Below are 16,410 nucleotides of genomic sequence, written 5' to 3' on the forward strand. Positions count from 1 at the left end.
GCCGGCCTGCGGGCAGGCGATGCCCGTGTAGGGTCTGATCGGTTGGCGGGGCGAAAGTGCCCTGGCAACCGTCTCAAAGCGGCAGGACGGTGCCTTTGAGCTCGCTCGACTGGCGCCCCAGCCATTCCCTCGGGCTTTCGCCGATCTTGCGGCGAAAGGCCCGGGCCAATGCCGACGGGCTTTCGTAGCCGACCTCATCGGCGATCAGGGCGATCGGCCGACCTTCGCGCAGGCGTTTCTGGGCCAGGCTGACCCGCCAACTGAGTACGTAGTCCGCCGGCGTCTGGCCGACCACCTTGTGAAAGTGCGCGGCGAAACTGGCCCGCGACATGTTCGCTTCCCGGGCCAGTTCGGCGACGGTCCAGGGCCGCTCCGGATGGTTGTGCATCATGGTCATGGCCCGTGCCAGACGCAGGTCGGCCAGGCCGGACATCATTCCGGTGGTCATGCTGTGGTAGGCCATCATGTGCCGCAGGAACTGGATCACCATCAGTTCGAACAGACGGTTCATCACCGCTTCGCGCCCACAGTGTTCGGCGAAGGCTTCGCCGAACAGCCAGTCCAGCGTGCCCTCGATCATCGGCACGGCCTCGAGCGGCATCACGATGGTGTCGGACAGAGCCACGGACAGCGGGTTGTCGATTCCGCCATCGAAACGCAGCGAGGCGCAGACCAGCTCCGCCGCGTCGGCTTCGCTGGCGAGCAGCCGATGGGGCAGGGGCGGGGAATGAGGATCAGGCTCGGCTCTTCGATACGGAGTGTCCTGCCGCCGGCCTCCAGGCTGAGCCTGCCGCTCTGGAGCAGATGCACATGGCCGCTGGGCTGCGCGGCGTCGATCGCGATCTGGCCCTGCAAGCGGCCGCTGTGAAAGGTATTGGCGGTGATGCCGAAGTGGCTGAGCAGTGTCGAGAGGCGGTCCATGGAGGGGGTTCCGTGGCAGGTTTTAGACGATCTGCCGTATATCATCGACAAAAAGGCGCCATTCGTAAACGTGTTTTCGCCATCATGGCTCCACGTTCACACCGCCGCTGTCGGCGGGCCAGTCACTTCAAACGAAAGGAATTACCGATGAAAACCTCCCGTCTTTCCACTGTCTCGAAACTGTTCGCTGCCGTTGCCCTGGCGGCCGGAGCACTGTCCCTGGGCTGGAGCGGCTCGGCCGCGGCCGCGCAACCGGCCGGGAAGGCAACCGTGGTGCTGGTGCATGGTGCCTTCGCCGAGTCGTCCAGCTGGAACGGGGTGATCGCCCGCCTGCAGGCCAAGGGGTACCCGGTGGTCGCTGTCGCCAACCCGCTGCACAGCGTGAAGAGTGATTCCGACTATGTGGCCGATATCGTCGAACACACGCCGGGGCCGGTGATCCTGGTGGGGCATTCCTACGGCGGCGCGGTCATTTCCAACGCGGTCCACGGGCAGTCCAACGTCAAGGCGCTGGTCTACGTCGCGGCCTTCGCTCCGGAAAAGGGCGAGACCGCCATCGAGCTGTCCGGCCGCTTCCCGGGCGGTACCCTGGGCCCGACCCTGGCACCACCGGTCCAGCTGAAGAATGGCACCGTCGACCTGTTCATCCAGCAGGACAAGTTCCCGGCGCAGTTCGCCGCCGATGTACCGGCGAAAGAGGCGGCGCTGATGGCGGCGACCCAGCGGCCGATCGCCGAGGCGGCGTTGAAGGAAGCTTCCGGCGAGCCGGCCTGGAAGACTTTGCCGTCCTGGTTCATCTACGGCTCGGCGGACAAGAACATCCCCGAGGCGGCGCTGAAGTTCATGGCTGACCGGGCCGGTTCCCGGGAGACCGTGGACATCAAGGGCGCGTCCCATGTGGTGATGGTCTCCCATCCGGACAAGGTGGCGGCGATCATCGAGGATGCGGCCAAAGCCACCGCCAGGTAAGCCTGCGCGGGAATGGGTGAAGCCTCAGGGCTTTGCCCATTTCTCCAGGGCGAACTCGACGAAGCTGCGCAGCTTGGGCAGGCGATAGCGGTCCTGGGCGTACAGCAGGTTCATCGGCCGCGATGGCAGCTTGTAGTCCGCCAGCAGTGGCACCAGCCGCCCTTCGCGCAGATCGTCGCGCAGCAGGGCATCCGGCACCATCACGATGCCCATGCCGGCCAGTGCCGCCTGGTACAGCGCCGAGGAACTGTTGATGGTCATCGGGCCGCTGACCGGCACCTGTATCTCCCCCTCCGGGCCGCTCAGGCTCCACTGTTTTTCCACCATCCGCCAGTCGTCTCCCGCCGGGTAGGCGAAGGCCAGGCAGTCGTGATGCTCCAGGTCCTGGGGAACCTTGGGTGTGCCGCGTCGCTCGAGGTAGTCGGGTGAGGCGCAGACCGTCAGCGCATAGTTTTCCAGTGGCCGGGCAATCAGCGCCGAAGGTTCGGGAACACCCAGGCGGATCGCCACGTCGAAACCGCTGTCGATCAGGTCTTCGCGCTGGTTGCTGAGCATCACATCGAGCTTGATCCGTGGATAGCGCCGCACGAACTCGCTCAATGCCGGAGCCAGGCGCTCGGACCCGAAAGTCAGCGGCGCGGTGATCCGCAGGGTACCGCTCGGTTCGCCCTGAACCTGTTCCGCCAGGCGTTCGGAGTCGGCCACCAGGCCCAGTACCTCCAGGCAGCGCTGGTAATAGGTCGCACCGAACTCGGTCAGGCGCTGGCGACGGGTGGTGCGGTTGAGCAGGCTGACACCCAGGCGCTGTTCCAGCGAACGCAGGTGGTTGCCCACCATGGTGGTGGAGATACCGCATTCCAGGGCGGCGGCGGTCATGCTGCCGCTTTCCACCACCTTCACGTACACCTGCATGGCCTGGAACAGATCCATTATCAATTCCTGCTTCAAAATGAATGAAGTTTTGCAGAGTTTATCCAGCTCAGGTGGCTAACGATACTGCCCGCACCACCTCATTGCCTGGAGCCCGCCGCCATGACCGCCGCTTGCCTGATGACCACCTATCAACCGCTCGACCTGGGGTTCGTCAAGGGCCTGGGTACGCGCCTGTGGGACCAGGGCGGCCGCGAGTACCTGGATGCCGTGGCAGGGGTAGCGGTGACCAACGTCGGTCACTCCCATCCGCGGCTGGTCAGTGCGATCAGCGAGCAGGCCGGCCTGCTGCTGCACACCTCGAACCTCTACACCATCGACTGGCAGCAGCGGCTGGCGCAGCGCCTGGCCGGGTTGTCGGGGATGGAGCGGGTGTTTTTCAACAATTCCGGCGCCGAGGCCAATGAAACCGCGTTGAAGCTGGCCCGTCTGCATGCCTGGCACCGCGGTATCGAGCAGCCGCTGGTGGTGGTCATGGAGAACGCCTTCCACGGTCGCACCCTGGGCACCCTGTCGGCCAGTGATGGTCCGGCGGTGCGGCTGGGCTACCACGCCTTGCCGGGGGACTTCATCAAGGTACCGTTCGGTGACCTGCCACTGCTGCACAGCCTGGCCCGCAGCCATGGCCAGCGTATCTGCGCGGTGCTGATGGAGCCGATCCAGGGCGAGGGTGGAGTGCAACTGCCGCCGCCGGGTTACCTGAAGGCCGTGCGCGACCTGTGCAAGCGGCGCTCCTGGTTGCTGATGCTCGACGAAATCCAGACCGGTGTCGGCCGTACCGGCCAGTGGTTCGCCTTCCAGCACGAAGGCATCGTCCCGGATGTGATGACCCTGGCCAAAGGCCTGGGCAATGGCATTCCCATCGGTGCCTGCCTGGCGCGGGGCAAGGCGGCGCAGTTGTTCACTCCGGGTAGCCATGGCAGCACCTTTGGCGGCAATCCGCTGGCCTGCCGGGTGGGCTGTACCGTGCTCGATATCATCGAGGAGCAGGGCCTGGTCGCCAATGCCCGGCAACAGGGCGAGCGGCTGCTGACGCGTTTGCAGGAAGAACTGGGCCAACACCCGCAGGTGCTGGCGATCCGTGGGCGGGGCTTGATGATCGGTATCGAGCTCAAACAGCCGATCCGCGACCTGGCGCTGATCGCCGCCCGCGAGCAGGGCGTGCTGATCAACGTCACGCGGGGTAGGACTATCCGCCTGCTGCCGCCGTTGACGATCGATGCGGCGGAGGTGGAAATGATCGTCGCCGGTGTGCGGGGTGCGCTGGCGGCCGCCTGCGTCAATGCCGGGGGCGACGCGGTGGCGGTATAGCCAAAGGCTTACACGACGCACTGGCGATCACGTCTTTGCCCACCCCCGTCGTTGCCCTAATCTACACCCATCACTGCTGCATACGGATGTGCGCAGGATCAAGGAAGATCGACCTGGCCAGGATGGCTACCGACAGGATGTTGGGCAGGTCAAAAAAAGAACCCGCTTCGGCGGGTTTTTTTGTGCCTGGGCGAAAGTCCTGGCGGAACTGAAGTGCTGCCAGCCCAGGCGCAGTGGGCTTTGGGCTCCTGCCCCACGCTGGCGAGCGAGTCTTCCTTACTGCTGAACCACGCTGTAGCCGGCAAACGCGGTCTGCTGCTGAATCGCGGTGACGATGTTCCTGCGGGTCGCCGGCTGTTCGTTGCCCTCGTTATCCACAAAGGTTTCGTTCAGCAGTTCGGCCAGGTCGCCATGGCCGGCGAAGGCGAAGCCGAGGAATTCGAACGCTTCACGGTCGGCGTTGGCCTTGGTGCGCGGGGTGCGCAACGGGAAATTGACGCTGGTGCCGTCCTTGCTGATGACGAACACTTCGGCTTCCTTCTTCGCCCGCGACGATTTGCCCTTGCCGGCGTTCGGGTTGGTGATCGCCTGGTGGGTCTGGTTCAGGACCTTCAGGGCCAGGCCATAGACCAGTTGCTGGAAGGCCGGGTCGTCCTTGTAGCTGGACAGGATCCGGGTGATCGGATATTTCGTGCCCAGGTCTTCCAGCGCGGCGAGGTCCGCGGCTTCGGCATCCTTGAGCTGCTTGAGCTGGCCCATGAGTTCGTAGGCTCTGTCGTCGTCGAAACGGTCGTGCGCCTGGCGGATCTGGGCGCGCAACTCGCGGATTTCCTCGCTTTCCTTGGACGTCTGGAAGGCGTCGAGCACCATTTCACTGATGGTCTTGGCCTGGGCCACATGCTGGGAAAGGTTGATCGCGTTTTCGTATTCGTGCTTGGCGGACAAGGAGGTTACGGCTTCATCGGTATGAGAGTCAGGCATCGAAATTTCGCTATTTCACTTAACAGGGGGTAAGGCTCAAAATGCCGCGGCATTTTCGGGCGCTTAATCTATTGGACCGGCGCGCCATTGTCACGGATCAACAGGCGAGCGGACGGCTCAACGGCAAGGTTTGCAGGTTGTTCGACATGTTTCAAAGTTGTTCGCCAAAATATTGGCTGACCACCTGATCGTACTGAATAAAATCAATTAGACAGCAAAATAATGACACCATCATATTGCTACTACCTGTAGGGGAAGCAGTCGGGAATAATGGACGCTGTACAACCAGGGTGGGTGCTTGTCCCTTTGGATGCTGGTTTTGAATTCTTATTGCGCAAAGGGACACCTGCATGCATCGTTCTGACGATATCGCGAATCTGTTCAAAAGATTCGGGGGCAGTGCGGAAAGCTATCTCGAAATCGAGCCGTCCTATGATTATGCCGAGGAGACGGCGAGCCAACTGATCGCGGCCCTGGATACATTGCAGCCGGTGGCCCCGGTAACTCCGATCAGGCCTTCGCTCCCCGTTCCCGACGAGACGCAAGGTGCCACCCCGGTTGCGGTCGATGACGTGCCGTCGGCGGAACCCGTTCCGGCTCCGGCCGTGCCGCCGGCCGCCGTTGTGGCACCGATTCCGATTGCCGCCGCCGCCGCGGCAACCGCGACCTCCCTGAGCCGCCTGCTGGCGGAAATCGAGCAGCAGCGCCAGGCAAGTGCCACCCATGCCCCTGCCCAGGCCGGCGGGCAGCCGGTGCTGAAAGCCAAGGTCATTGCCGTGGTCTCGGCCAAGGGCGGCGTCGGCAAGAGTACCCTGGCCGCGGCCCTGGCGAGTGCGATCAAGCGTGCCGATGGCCGTACCCTGGCCCTCGACCTCGACCCGCAGAATGCCCTGTGCCTGCACCTGGGCGGCAACGACCAGTGGCCGGGCGTTGCCCAGGACTATCAGCAGCAGGACTGGCGGCGTGTGTTGCGTGACGGTTTCTCGGCCTGCCACTGCCTGGCCTACGGCCTGGTGAGTGAAGAGGAGCGGGTGAATTTCGAAAGCGGCCTGCGCGCCGATCCCACCTGGCTGGCCCGGCACCTGGCCGAACTGGGGTTGGGCGAACAGGACACCGTGATCATCGATACCCCCTCCGGGGCGACGGCCTACCTGGCCCAGGCGCTGGCGATTGCCGATGTCGCCGTGGTGGTCACGCTCGCCGATGCCGCGTCCTATGCCAGCCTGGAGCAGATGAACCGCCTGCTGGCGCCCTACCGGCAACGGCAGATCCCGCTGCAGTGCAGGTATGTCATCAACCAGTTGGATACTTCGCGCCAGTTCAGCCTCGACGTGTGTGAAGTATTGAAAAGAAAAGCCGATAAACAGTTGTTGGGCGTGATCCGTCAGGACCACTGCCTCGGCGAAGCGTTGGCTTACGAGCGTAATCCGCTGGCGCACATCCCGACGACCCGAGGCTGTCAGGACATTCTCGACGTGGCCGGTTCGTTGTGTGAACTGCTCGTACAAGGTACGCAAGAGTCCCATCTGTCATGACCATCGATCCCAATTTCACGCCCCAGATTCCGGGGCGCTCAGAGTTGCGCCTCAACGCCTGGCTGGCCCGTGTCAAGCAGTGGCCGAGCGCCTTGCGTCGTACGCTGATCGGGGTTGGGGCGCTCAGTGCCTGCCTGTTGCTGGTGGGCATCATCAGTGCCCCGCTGGACCTGTATACGCAGTGCCTGTTCGCGTCGCTGTGCTTCGGTTCGGCCCTGCTGATCAAGCGGGTGCCCGGTCGCTTGCCGGTCCTGGCACTGATCGTGCTGTCGCTGGTGGCCTCCCTGCGCTACCTGTACTGGCGCCTGACCGACACCCTGGGTTTCGAAGGCTGGCTGGACACCGTTTTCGGCTACGGCCTGGTCCTGGCCGAGTTCTATGCGCTGGTGGTGCTGATCTTCGGCTACGTGCAGACCGCCTGGCCGCTGCGTCGTCGCCCGGTGCTGCTGGCCGGCGATCCGAGCGACTGGCCGACGGTGGATGTGTTCATACCCACCTACAACGAAGCGCTGAACATCGTGAAGCTGAGCATCTTCGCCGCCCAGGCGATGGACTGGCCGAAGGACAAGCTGCGTGTCCACGTGCTCGACGATGGTCGTCGCGAGGAGTTCCGCCGGTTCTGCTCCAGCATCGGGGTCAACTACATCACCCGTGACAACAACTTCCACGCCAAGGCCGGCAACCTCAACGAAGCGCTCAAGGTGACCGACGGCGAATACATCGCCATGTTCGACGCCGACCATGTGCCGACCCGTTCCTTCCTGCAGATCGGCATGGGCTGGTTCCTCAAGGATTCGAAGCTGGCGATGCTGCAGACGCCGCATTTCTTCTTTTCCCCGGACCCGTTCGAGAAGAACCTCAACACCTTCCGCGCCGTGCCCAACGAGGGCGAGCTGTTCTATGGCCTGGTACAGGATGGCAATGACCTGTGGAACGCCACCTTCTTCTGCGGTTCCTGCGCGATTCTGCGGCGCAAGCCGCTGGAAGAGATCGGCGGGGTGGCGGTCGAGACCGTCACCGAGGACGCCCACACTGCCCTCAAGCTCAACCGTGCCGGCTACAACACCGCCTACCTGGCGATTCCCCAGGCGGCGGGGCTGGCGACCGAGAGCCTGTCGCGCCACATCAGCCAACGGATCCGTTGGGCACGCGGCATGGCGCAGATCTTCCGGGTCGACAACCCGCTGATGGGCAAGGGCCTGAACCTGGGCCAGCGCATCTGCTATGCCAACGCCATGCTGCACTTTTTCTATGGTCTGCCGCGGCTGGTGTTCCTCACCGCACCGCTGGCCTACCTGATTTTCGGCGCGCAGATCTTCCATGCCTCGGCATTGATGATCACCGCCTATGCCTTGCCGCACCTGTTCCATTCCAACCTGACCAACTCCTGCATCCAGGGGCGCTTCCGGCATTCGTTCTGGAACGAGGTGTACGAGACGGTACTGGCCTGGTACATCATGCCGCCGGTGCTGATGGCGCTGGTCAACCCCAGGTTCGGTGGCTTCAACGTCACCGACAAGGGCGGCATCATCGACAAGGAATTTTTCGACTGGAAATTGGCACGGCCGTACATCGTGCTGCTGGCGCTGAACCTGATCGGGCTGCTGTGCGGCATCTGGCAGCTCATCTGGGGCGAGCCCGACACCGAGATCACCGTGCTGATCAACTGCGTCTGGACGCTCTACAACCTGATCATCACCAGCGCCGCGGTCGCGGTGGCCTCCGAAACCCGCCAGGTTCGTTCCGAACCGCGGGTCCGTGCCGAACTGCCGGTCAAGATCGGGCTGGCCGATGGCACCGAGGTCTACGGCATGACCCAGGACTTCTCCCAGCGCGGCCTCGGCCTCAAATTGCCGGAGGGCACCACGGTGGCCGCCGGTGAACGCATTCGCGTGTCGCTGTTCCGCAATTCGCAAACCAGCCAATTCGATACTACGGTGGTGTTCAGCAAGGGCCAGTACCTCGGGGCGCTGTTCGACCCGTTGACCCTGCGCCAGCAAAGCGAACTGGTGCGCATGACCTTCTCCCGCGCCGACACCTGGGCCGCCAGTTGGGGCAGCGGCAAGGTCGATACGCCACTGTCGGCCCTGCGCGAGGTCAGTGCCATCGGTGTGGTCGGCATGGGCGCCCTGATCAAGGCCACTGTGTTGCAGGTTCGTGATCGCCTGGCTGCAAGATCTGCCAATTCGAAATCGCTCGACCCTCTTATGGACAAGTCATGACCATGAAATCCTCGTATCGCAGCACCACCTGCTGCCCACGTCACCCACTCATGCGCCTGGCTTCGTCGGTGCTGTGCCTGGGTGCAATGATTCACATGGCTTACGCCGACGCGGCTGCGACGGCCAACACGGCCGTGGCCAGCCCGGCGGCAACCCCGGCCGTCGCGCCCGCTGTCGCGGAGCAGCCACCAGCCGACAGCTACACCCGTGAACTGACCCTCAAGCAATTGGGGCGCCTGGACACCATGAACCTGCAGGGGGTCGAGGCCTCCGACGCGGTGAACTTCAACATCCGCGCCGATGAGGTGGTCAATGGCGCGCAACTGGTGCTCAGCTACAGCTATTCGCCGGCTCTGCTGGCCGACCTGTCGCAGATCAACGTGCTGGTCAACGACGAAGTCGCCGCCAGCCTGGCGCTGCCCAAGGAAGGTGCCGGCCAGCCCCAGCAGCAGGTGGTGAATATCCCGCCGCACCTGATCACCGAGTTCAACCGCCTGCGCCTGCAATTCATCGGGCACTACACCATGCAGTGCGAGGACCCCCAGCACAGCAGCCTGTGGGCCAAGATCAACGTCGGTTCCGAACTCAAGCTCAGCGTTTCGCCGATCCCGCTCAAGGACGACCTGTCGATCCTGCCGTTGCCGTTCTTCGACCGTCGCGATGCGAGCCAGCTCAACCTGCCGTTCGTGTTTGCCCGGCAACCGGATAACGCCACCCTCGAAGCCGCGGGCGCGCTGTCGTCGTGGATGGGCGCACTGGCGTCCTACCGTGGGGCCAGCTTCACCAGCGTCCTGGGCCAGATTCCCCAGCAGGGCAACGCCATCGTCCTGGTCGAAAGCAAGGAAGCCGTGCAACTGGGCAGCCTGCAGATCCCGGAACTGAAAGGGGCGACCGTCACCCTGCAGGCCAACCCGAACGACCCGCGTGGCAAGCTGCTGATCGTTGCCGGTCGCGATGCCGCCGAACTCAAGCTGGCCGCCAATGCGGTGGCCATGGGCAGCAAGGCGCTGGTAGGCAGCAGCGTGGTGATCGATCACCTCGATCCGCTGAGCCCACGCCAGCCCTACGACGCACCGAACTGGCTGCCGTCCGATCGCCCGGTACGCCTGGGTGAGCTGGTCGACATCAAGCAGCTCAGCGTGTCCGGTTACAACCCCGGCAATATCACCATTCCCGTACGCCTGCCGCCGGACCTGTTCAACTGGCGCGAGGCCGGTGTGCCGCTGGACCTGAAGTACCGCTACACCCCGCAACAGGAGTCGGCGAATTCCTCGTTGCTGGTGAGCCTGAACAACAACTTCATGAAGTCGATGCCATTGCCGTCGCTCAAGAGCCTCGACGGCGGCGACAACCTGCTGGCGATGCTCAAGAAGGATGAGAGCCTGCCGCGCGAAGCCCGCGTGCTGCTGCCGCTGGGCGTGGCGTCGCCGCGCTCGCAACTGCAACTGCGCTTCATGTTCGACTACATCAAGCAGGGCGAATGCCGCGACATCATCATCGACAACATGCGCGGCCTGATCGACCCGGATTCGAGCCTCGACCTGCGCGGTTTCAACCACTACATCGCCTTGCCGAACCTGGGCGTGTTCAACGACAGCGGCTTCCCGTTCACCCGCCTGGCGGATCTGTCGCAGAGCGCCGTGGTACTGCCGGACGGCAGTGGCCAGCAGGAGTGGGGCGCGTACCTGACGGTGCTCGGCCGGTTCGGCGAGTCCACCGGCTACCCGGCGACCGCGGTCACCGTGGTGCAGCCCAAGGACGTGCAGACGGTCAGCGACAAGGACCTGCTGGTGTTCGCCTCGGGAGCCAACCAGCCGTTGCTGGAGCAGTGGGCCAGCCATCTGCCAGCCGGTTTCGAAGGCACGGGCCATCGTTTCAGCCTGTCCGACCTGACCCTGCGCGTGCGTGACTGGATCAGCCCCGACCCGCAGGCCAACCAGCGCAAGCCGCGGCTGCAGGTGACCTACAGCGGCGCCAACAGCAGCACCTACCTGGCCGGTTTCGAGTCGCCGCTCAAGTCCGGGCGCAGCGTGGTGGTGATCGCCAGCGGCAAACCCGAAGGCCTGGCCGATGCCACGGCCGCGCTGATCGGTGGTGACCAGTACAAGGACACCATTCAGGGCAGCCTGGCGGTGGTGCAGGACAAGCGCATCACCTCGCTGGTGGCCGATGAGCAGTACTACGTCGGCGACCTGAGCCTGTTCAAGCGGATGCAGTGGATGCTGTCGCAGAACCTGTTGTGGATGCTGCTGGTGACCGTCTGCGGGCTGGCGCTGGTGAGCTTCCTGCTGTTCGTGTTCCTGCGTTCCCGGGCACGGAAGCGTTTGTCATGAGTTTGGGCAAGGCGATGGATGTGGGTGTGATACGCAGCAGGTTTTTCAGTGAAAGGGCGGTACAGGCTGCTGGCGCTACCGCCGCCAGGCCGGCTTCGACGGGCATGGGGCGTCTGTTGGGTCGTGGGCTGCTGTCCCTGGCGCTGCTGGCGCCGGTGGCGGTGCAGGCCGCCGAGAGCTGCAGCGTGCAGAACTGGCCGTTGTGGAAGAACTATGCCGAGCGTTTCGTGCAGAAAGACGGGCGCATGCTAGGCTCGAGCATGGACCCCAACCAGAGCAGTTCCGAGGGCCAGTCCTACGGTATGTTCTTCGCACTGATCGCCAATGATCCCGAAACTTTCGATGCCCTGTGGCGCTGGACCCGGGACAACATGGCCGGTGCCAACATCGCGCAGAACCTGCCCGGCTGGTTGTGGGGGCCGACGCCTGCCGGCACCTGGGGCATCATCGACAGGAACTCCGCCAGCGATGCCGACCTGTGGTTCGCCTACGCGCTGCTGGAGGCCGATCGGCTGTGGAAAAAGCCGGCCTACCGGGCCGATGCGCAGCGCATCCTGGACAATGTGCAAAAGACCCTGATCCGCGATATCCCCGGGCTCGGCAAGATGCTCCTGCCGGGGCCGGTGGGCTATGAACACCCCGATCAGCTGTGGCGCTTCAACGCCAGCTACACGCCGATTCCGCTGCTGCGCCGCTTCAGCAGGGAACTGCCGTCGAGCCCCTGGAAGGAAGTGGCCGACAGCACCGCGAAGATGATCGCCGACAAGAACATGAACCGCTTCGGGTTTGTGCCGGACTGGGTCGGCTATCGCGGTACGGACGTCAACAAGGGCATGTTCGTGGTGGACAAGTTCACCAATGCGCTGGGCAGCTATGATGCGATCCGTACCTACCTGTGGGCCGGCCTGACTTCGCCGGCCGACCCGCTGGCCAAGCCGATTCTCGACAACCTCGACGGCATGGCGCAGTCCACCGCGTCCACCGGTGTGCCGCCGGAGAAGGTCCAGGTGCTGACCGGTGTCACCGAAGGCATCGGCCCCTACGGTTTCTCGGCGTCGCTGGTGCCGTACCTGCGGGCCAAGGGCCTGCCGCTGCTGGCGGACCAGCAACAGCGGCTGGTCGACCAGGCGATTGCGCATTTCACCAACCCGGCTGACCCGGCCTATCAGCAGCATCAGTATTATCATGTGATGTTGAGCCTGTTTTCTCTCGGTTGGAGCGAGAACCGCTATCAGTTCAACAAGGACGGCACTGTGAAAGTATCCTGGGAGGACGCATGCGCCAGCAAACCCTAGCCCTGGCGGTCTGTGCCGCCCTGGCTTCCGGCGGCGGCTTCGCCGCTGAAAGCGGCAGCCCGCAATCGTTGCTGATCCAGCAGGGCTATTACTGGCAGTCCAAGGAAAAACCCGATCGTGCGGCCGAGGCCTGGACCCGGCTGCTGAACCTGGACGCCGAACAGCCCGATGCGCTGTACGGCCTGGGCCTGATCGAGGTGCAACGCCAGCGTATCGCCAACGCGCAGAACTACCTGGCCCGCCTGCAGGCGATCAAGCCGCAGCCGCGCCTGGCGTTGCAGCTCGAGCAGGACATCGCCCTGAGCCCGCCGGAAAAAAAGCAGCTGCTGGAAAAGGCCCGCGAACTGAGCGATGCCGGTGAGCGCGACCAGGCCGTCGCGGTCTATCGGCAGCTGTTCGAGGGCCGCCAGCCGCAGGGCCTGATCGCCCGCGAGTACTACAACACCCTGGGGTTCTCCACCGGCGGCTGGCCCGAGGCCCGTGTCGGCCTGGAGCGCCTGCGCCGCGAGCGTCCGGACGACGCGATTCTCGACCTGTGGCTGGCGCTGCACCTGGCGCGCAACCCCGAGAGCCGGCCGGAAGGCATCCGTGCCCTGGCGCGGCTGTCGCACAACCCGGACATCGGCGGCAACGCCGACGAGACCTGGCGCTTCGCCCTGGTCTGGCTTGGGCCCCCGTCGCGGGACCAGGTGTCGCTGTTCGAGCAGTACCTGCAGGCGCACCCGGACGACAGCGAGATCCGTGCGCTGATGAACAAGGGCATCGCCCAGGGCCGCACGGGTTCCGGCTGGCAGCGCGACCCCCATGTCGCCCGTGGCCTCAAGGCGCTCGATGCCGGCGACCTGGCGACCGCCGAACAGGAATTGCAGGCACGCCTCAAGGACAAGCCCGACGACTACGACGCCCTGGGGGGCATGGGCATCCTGCGCCAGCAGCAGAAGCGCCTCGGCGAGGCGGAAAACTACCTGGTGCAGGCGACCCGGACCGGCGCCGGTGCGCAGTGGAAAAGTGCCCTTGAGGACGTGCGTTACTGGATCCTCCTCGACCGCGCCAACGACGCCCAGCGCAGCGGCCGCCAGGCCCAGGCGCGGGAGCTGATCGAACAGGCCATCGCCCGGGATTCGGTCGAGCCCGCCGGGCCGACGGCACTGGCCGGCTGGTATGCCCAGGCTGGCGAGTTTGACGCCGCCGAGGCCGGCTATCGCCAGGTGCTGGCGAGAAATCCGAACTACCCCGATGCCCTGAGCGGGCTGATCGGCGTGTTGTCGCGGGCCGGCAAGTCCGACGAAGCGTTGCAACTGATCGACCGCCTGTCGCCGGCCGAGCAGGCCCGCCTGGCGTCGAGCGTGCGTATTCGTGCCTTGCGTGCCACCCAGGTGGCGAAGCTGGCCGAGCGCCGCGGCGATCTGAACGGCGCGCAGAGGGCCTACAAGGAAGCCCTGGCCGACGATCCGAAAAAACCCTGGATCCGCTTCGCCCTGGCGCGGGTCTACCTGCGCCAGGGGCAGGCCCAGGTCGCTCGCGACCTGATCGACGAACTGCTCAAGCAGCAACCCGACCAGCCGGACGCGCTCTACACCAGCACCCTGCTGTCGGCCGAGCTGGGCGAATGGAGCAAGGCCCAGCGCACCCTGTCGCGGATTCCGGCGGCCAGGCGCAGCGCCGACATGAACGAGATGGACCTGGACATCCGCCTGCACGTGCAGACCGAGATGGCGGTGGACGTCGCCCGGCGTGGCCAGCGCCAGGAAGCCTGGGGCCTGCTGGGGCGGTGCGAGCCGCTGACCCGCGGCAAGCCCGAGCGCGTGGCGATACTGGCCAGCGCCTATGCCGAAGCCGGCAACCCGGACCAGGCCATCAGCCTGATGCGGGATCTGCTGGACAAGTCCGCCCCGAGCCCGGACCTGCAGTTGCTGTATGCGGGCGTGCTGCTCAAGGCCGACCAGGATGCCGAGGTCAGCGAGATCCTGCGCCAGTTGCAGGGCAAGCCGATGAGCGAGACCGCCAGCAAGCGCTACGAGGACCTGGTGTTTCTCTACCGCGTCAAGCAGGCCGACGAACTGCGCCAGAAGAACGACCTGGTCGCCGCCTACGACATGCTCTCGCCGGCCCTGCAGCAGCGTCCGAATGACAGCCTGGCGATTTCCTCGCTGGCGCGCATGTATGCCGCCAGCGGCAATGTCGACAAGGCGCGCAATCTCTATGAGCCGCTGATCAAGGCCGACCCCGGCAATGCCAAGCTGCAGCTGGGCCTGGCCGATATCGCCATGCAGGGCCGTGACTATTCGCTGGCCGAACGCTCGGTGGAGAAGGCCCTGGCGCTCGAACCCGGCGTGCCGCAGACCCTCACCGCCTCGGCGCGGATCTACCGCGAGATGGGCAAGACCGGCGAGGCCAGCCGCCTGCTGCGCAAGGCCATCGAGATCGAGAACGGCCAGCGGGTCGACACCTATGTCGCCGGCGTCGCCAGTGGCAGCGCCGCATCGTCCAACCCCTTCGTCGGCTTGGCCGGACAGCGGCGCCAGGGCACCTCGCTGGCCGAGGCTTCACTGATCCCGCCACCGGTGGACGGTTCGTCGAGTGGCCTGAGCGCCGGTGATCCGCAACTGATTCCGGAGCCGGTCACACGCAAGGCCCAGGCCGTCCCGGCCGCTTCGGTCGGCGGCCGCAGTACCAATCCGTTCAGCGATCCGTACTCGCGCGACACCTACGCCCGTGATACGGCACCGAGCACCGGCCTGAGCCCGGCCCAGGTCGCGCTCAACGACATTCTCCAGGACCGCACGGGTTATGTGGTCCAGGGCCTCACCGTGCGCAGCAACAACAGCGAGAAGGGCCTGGGCAAGCTGACGGATGTCGAGGCGCCGTTCGAGGCCAGTTTCCCCGTCGGCTCGAACCTGGCGAGCATCGCGCTGCAGGTCACGCCCGTCTACCTGTACTCGGGCAGCCCCGGCGCCAACGGTTCGCCCCGCTTCGGCACCAGTGGCACCGCGCTCGTCGGCAGCCAGAAGGACAGCGGGGTCGGCCTGGCCGTGGCCTATCGCGACAAGGACAACGGGTTCAAGGCCGATATCGGCATGAGCCCGATCGGTTTCACCTACAGCACGCCGATCGGTGGTGCCAGCCTCAACCGGCCGTTCGCCGCCAACCCCAACTTCAGCTATGGCGTCAGCGCCTCGCGGCGTGTGGTCACCGACAGCGTGACCTCGTTCGCCGGCTCGCGCGACCCGCGTACCGGCGAGAAGTGGGGCGGCGTCACCGCCAACGGCGTGCGCGGTGAACTGGGCTACGACAACCAGAAGTTCGGGGCCTACGGCTACGGCTCGGCGCATCGGCTGATGGGCAACAATGTCGACGACAACAATCGCTTCGAGCTGGGCAGCGGTGTCTACTGGTACCTGCGCAACACGCCGGGCAGCATTCTCACCCTCGGCCTCAGCGGTTCGGCCCTGAGCTACTCCGAGAACCAGGATTTCTACACCTACGGTCATGGCGGCTACTTCAGTCCGCAGACCTTCTTCGCCCTGGGCGTGCCGGTCAGCTGGTCGCAGCGCACCGAGCGCTTCACCTACCGGATCAAGTCCTCGATCGGTGTCCAGCATATCGGCCAGGACAGCGCCGACGTCTTCCCCGGCCACAGCGAGTACCAGGCCAATGCCACGGCAGTCGGCCTGGGGCGCTATTCCGGCGAGAACAAGACCGGCATCGGCTACAGCCTGAACGCGGCCGGCGAATACAAGTTCGGTTCGAACTTCTTCCTCGGCGGTACGCTTGGCGTGGACAATGCCAGCGATTACCGCCAGGTCGCCGGTGGCGTGTATCTGCGTTACACCTTCGAGGACATGAACGGCCCCATGGACCTGCCAGTCAGTCCCTTCGGTTCCCCCTATTCGAATTGATTCAACGAGGAAAG

At 64.9% G+C, this 16,410-nt stretch carries 10 protein-coding genes and 1 pseudogene; 7 read left to right on the forward strand and 4 right to left on the reverse strand.

Going from position 1 to position 16,410, the window contains the following annotated elements:
- Nucleotides 1–73: 73 nt before the first annotated feature.
- Together ACZ5KU_RS05210 and ACZ5KU_RS05215 are read right to left on the reverse strand one after the other, a co-directional pair.
- A complete protein-coding gene (locus tag ACZ5KU_RS05210) occupies nt 74–511 on the reverse strand; it encodes a helix-turn-helix domain-containing protein (protein WP_464737389.1) in 438 nt (145 codons plus the stop codon).
- A gap of 6 nt (nt 512–517) precedes the next feature.
- Nucleotides 518–966: pseudogene (locus ACZ5KU_RS05215) on the reverse strand (cupin domain-containing protein); the annotation flags it as partial.
- 102 nt (nt 967–1,068) lie between these two features.
- Here ACZ5KU_RS05215 and ACZ5KU_RS05220 point away from each other — a divergent pair.
- The gene (locus ACZ5KU_RS05220) at nt 1,069–1,890 is read left to right on the forward strand and encodes an alpha/beta fold hydrolase (protein WP_054060142.1); all 822 of its coding nucleotides are present in this window, start codon (nt 1,069–1,071) and stop codon (nt 1,888–1,890) included.
- A 24-nt stretch (nt 1,891–1,914) separates the two neighbouring features.
- On the opposite strand, the gene ACZ5KU_RS05225 is transcribed toward ACZ5KU_RS05220, so the two are convergent.
- Nucleotides 1,915–2,820, reverse strand: a complete 906-nt coding sequence (locus ACZ5KU_RS05225; RefSeq protein WP_054060141.1) for a LysR family transcriptional regulator — start codon at nt 2,818–2,820, stop codon at nt 1,915–1,917.
- A 102-nt stretch (nt 2,821–2,922) separates the two neighbouring features.
- Between ACZ5KU_RS05225 and ACZ5KU_RS05230 the strand changes: the two genes are divergently transcribed.
- Entirely contained in the window at nt 2,923–4,131 is a 1,209-nt protein-coding gene (locus ACZ5KU_RS05230; protein ID WP_054060140.1) for an aspartate aminotransferase family protein, read from the forward strand.
- A 276-nt stretch (nt 4,132–4,407) separates the two neighbouring features.
- On the opposite strand, the gene ACZ5KU_RS05235 is transcribed toward ACZ5KU_RS05230, so the two are convergent.
- Nucleotides 4,408–5,112, reverse strand: coding sequence for a hypothetical protein (locus ACZ5KU_RS05235; protein WP_273825518.1), 705 nt, complete (start codon nt 5,110–5,112; stop codon nt 4,408–4,410).
- Between the two features lie 350 nt (nt 5,113–5,462).
- On the opposite strand from ACZ5KU_RS05235, the gene bcsQ reads away from it, so the two are divergent.
- From bcsQ to ACZ5KU_RS05260, 5 genes are all read left to right on the forward strand, one after another.
- Entirely contained in the window at nt 5,463–6,647 is a 1,185-nt protein-coding gene (gene bcsQ, locus ACZ5KU_RS05240; RefSeq protein WP_464736896.1) for a cellulose biosynthesis protein BcsQ, read from the forward strand.
- On the forward strand, nt 6,644–8,869 hold the full coding sequence (gene bcsA / locus ACZ5KU_RS05245; RefSeq protein ID WP_464736897.1) for a UDP-forming cellulose synthase catalytic subunit: 2,226 nt from the start codon (nt 6,644–6,646) through the stop codon (nt 8,867–8,869). The genes bcsQ and bcsA overlap by 4 nt, the downstream gene beginning before the upstream one ends.
- Nucleotides 8,866–11,202: a cellulose biosynthesis cyclic di-GMP-binding regulatory protein BcsB gene (gene bcsB, locus ACZ5KU_RS05250; RefSeq protein ID WP_464736898.1), complete on the forward strand. Its 2,337-nt coding sequence runs from the start codon at nt 8,866–8,868 to the stop codon at nt 11,200–11,202. The genes bcsA and bcsB overlap by 4 nt, the downstream gene beginning before the upstream one ends.
- Before the next feature lie 104 nt (nt 11,203–11,306).
- Nucleotides 11,307–12,497, forward strand: a complete 1,191-nt coding sequence (gene bcsZ, locus ACZ5KU_RS05255; protein ID WP_054061949.1) for a cellulose synthase complex periplasmic endoglucanase BcsZ — start codon at nt 11,307–11,309, stop codon at nt 12,495–12,497.
- Nucleotides 12,479–16,396 (forward strand): cellulose biosynthesis protein BcsC, encoded by a 3,918-nt coding sequence (locus ACZ5KU_RS05260; protein WP_464736899.1) that lies wholly within the window; start codon nt 12,479–12,481, stop codon nt 16,394–16,396. Before bcsZ ends, ACZ5KU_RS05260 begins: the two co-directional genes overlap by 19 nt.
- The last annotated feature ends 14 nt before the right edge of the window (nt 16,397–16,410 follow it).

It is taken from the genome of Pseudomonas sp. Tof1 (assembly GCF_055390395.1).

Coding starts and splice junctions, on each gene's coding strand:
- bcsA (WP_464736897.1), top strand. CDS start 6,644: ATGACCATCGATCCCAATTTCACGCCCCAGATTCCGGGGCGCTCAGAG.
- ACZ5KU_RS05235 (WP_273825518.1), bottom strand. CDS start 5,112: ATGCCTGACTCTCATACCGATGAAGCCGTAACCTCCTTGTCCGCCAAG.
- ACZ5KU_RS05220 (WP_054060142.1), top strand. CDS start 1,069: ATGAAAACCTCCCGTCTTTCCACTGTCTCGAAACTGTTCGCTGCCGTT.
- bcsQ (WP_464736896.1), top strand. CDS start 5,463: ATGCATCGTTCTGACGATATCGCGAATCTGTTCAAAAGATTCGGGGGC.
- ACZ5KU_RS05225 (WP_054060141.1), bottom strand. CDS start 2,820: ATGGATCTGTTCCAGGCCATGCAGGTGTACGTGAAGGTGGTGGAAAGC.
- ACZ5KU_RS05230 (WP_054060140.1), top strand. CDS start 2,923: ATGACCGCCGCTTGCCTGATGACCACCTATCAACCGCTCGACCTGGGG.
- ACZ5KU_RS05260 (WP_464736899.1), top strand. CDS start 12,479: ATGCGCCAGCAAACCCTAGCCCTGGCGGTCTGTGCCGCCCTGGCTTCC.
- bcsZ (WP_054061949.1), top strand. CDS start 11,307: ATGGGGCGTCTGTTGGGTCGTGGGCTGCTGTCCCTGGCGCTGCTGGCG.
- ACZ5KU_RS05210 (WP_464737389.1), bottom strand. CDS start 511: ATGAACCGTCTGTTCGAACTGATGGTGATCCAGTTCCTGCGGCACATG.
- bcsB (WP_464736898.1), top strand. CDS start 8,866: ATGACCATGAAATCCTCGTATCGCAGCACCACCTGCTGCCCACGTCAC.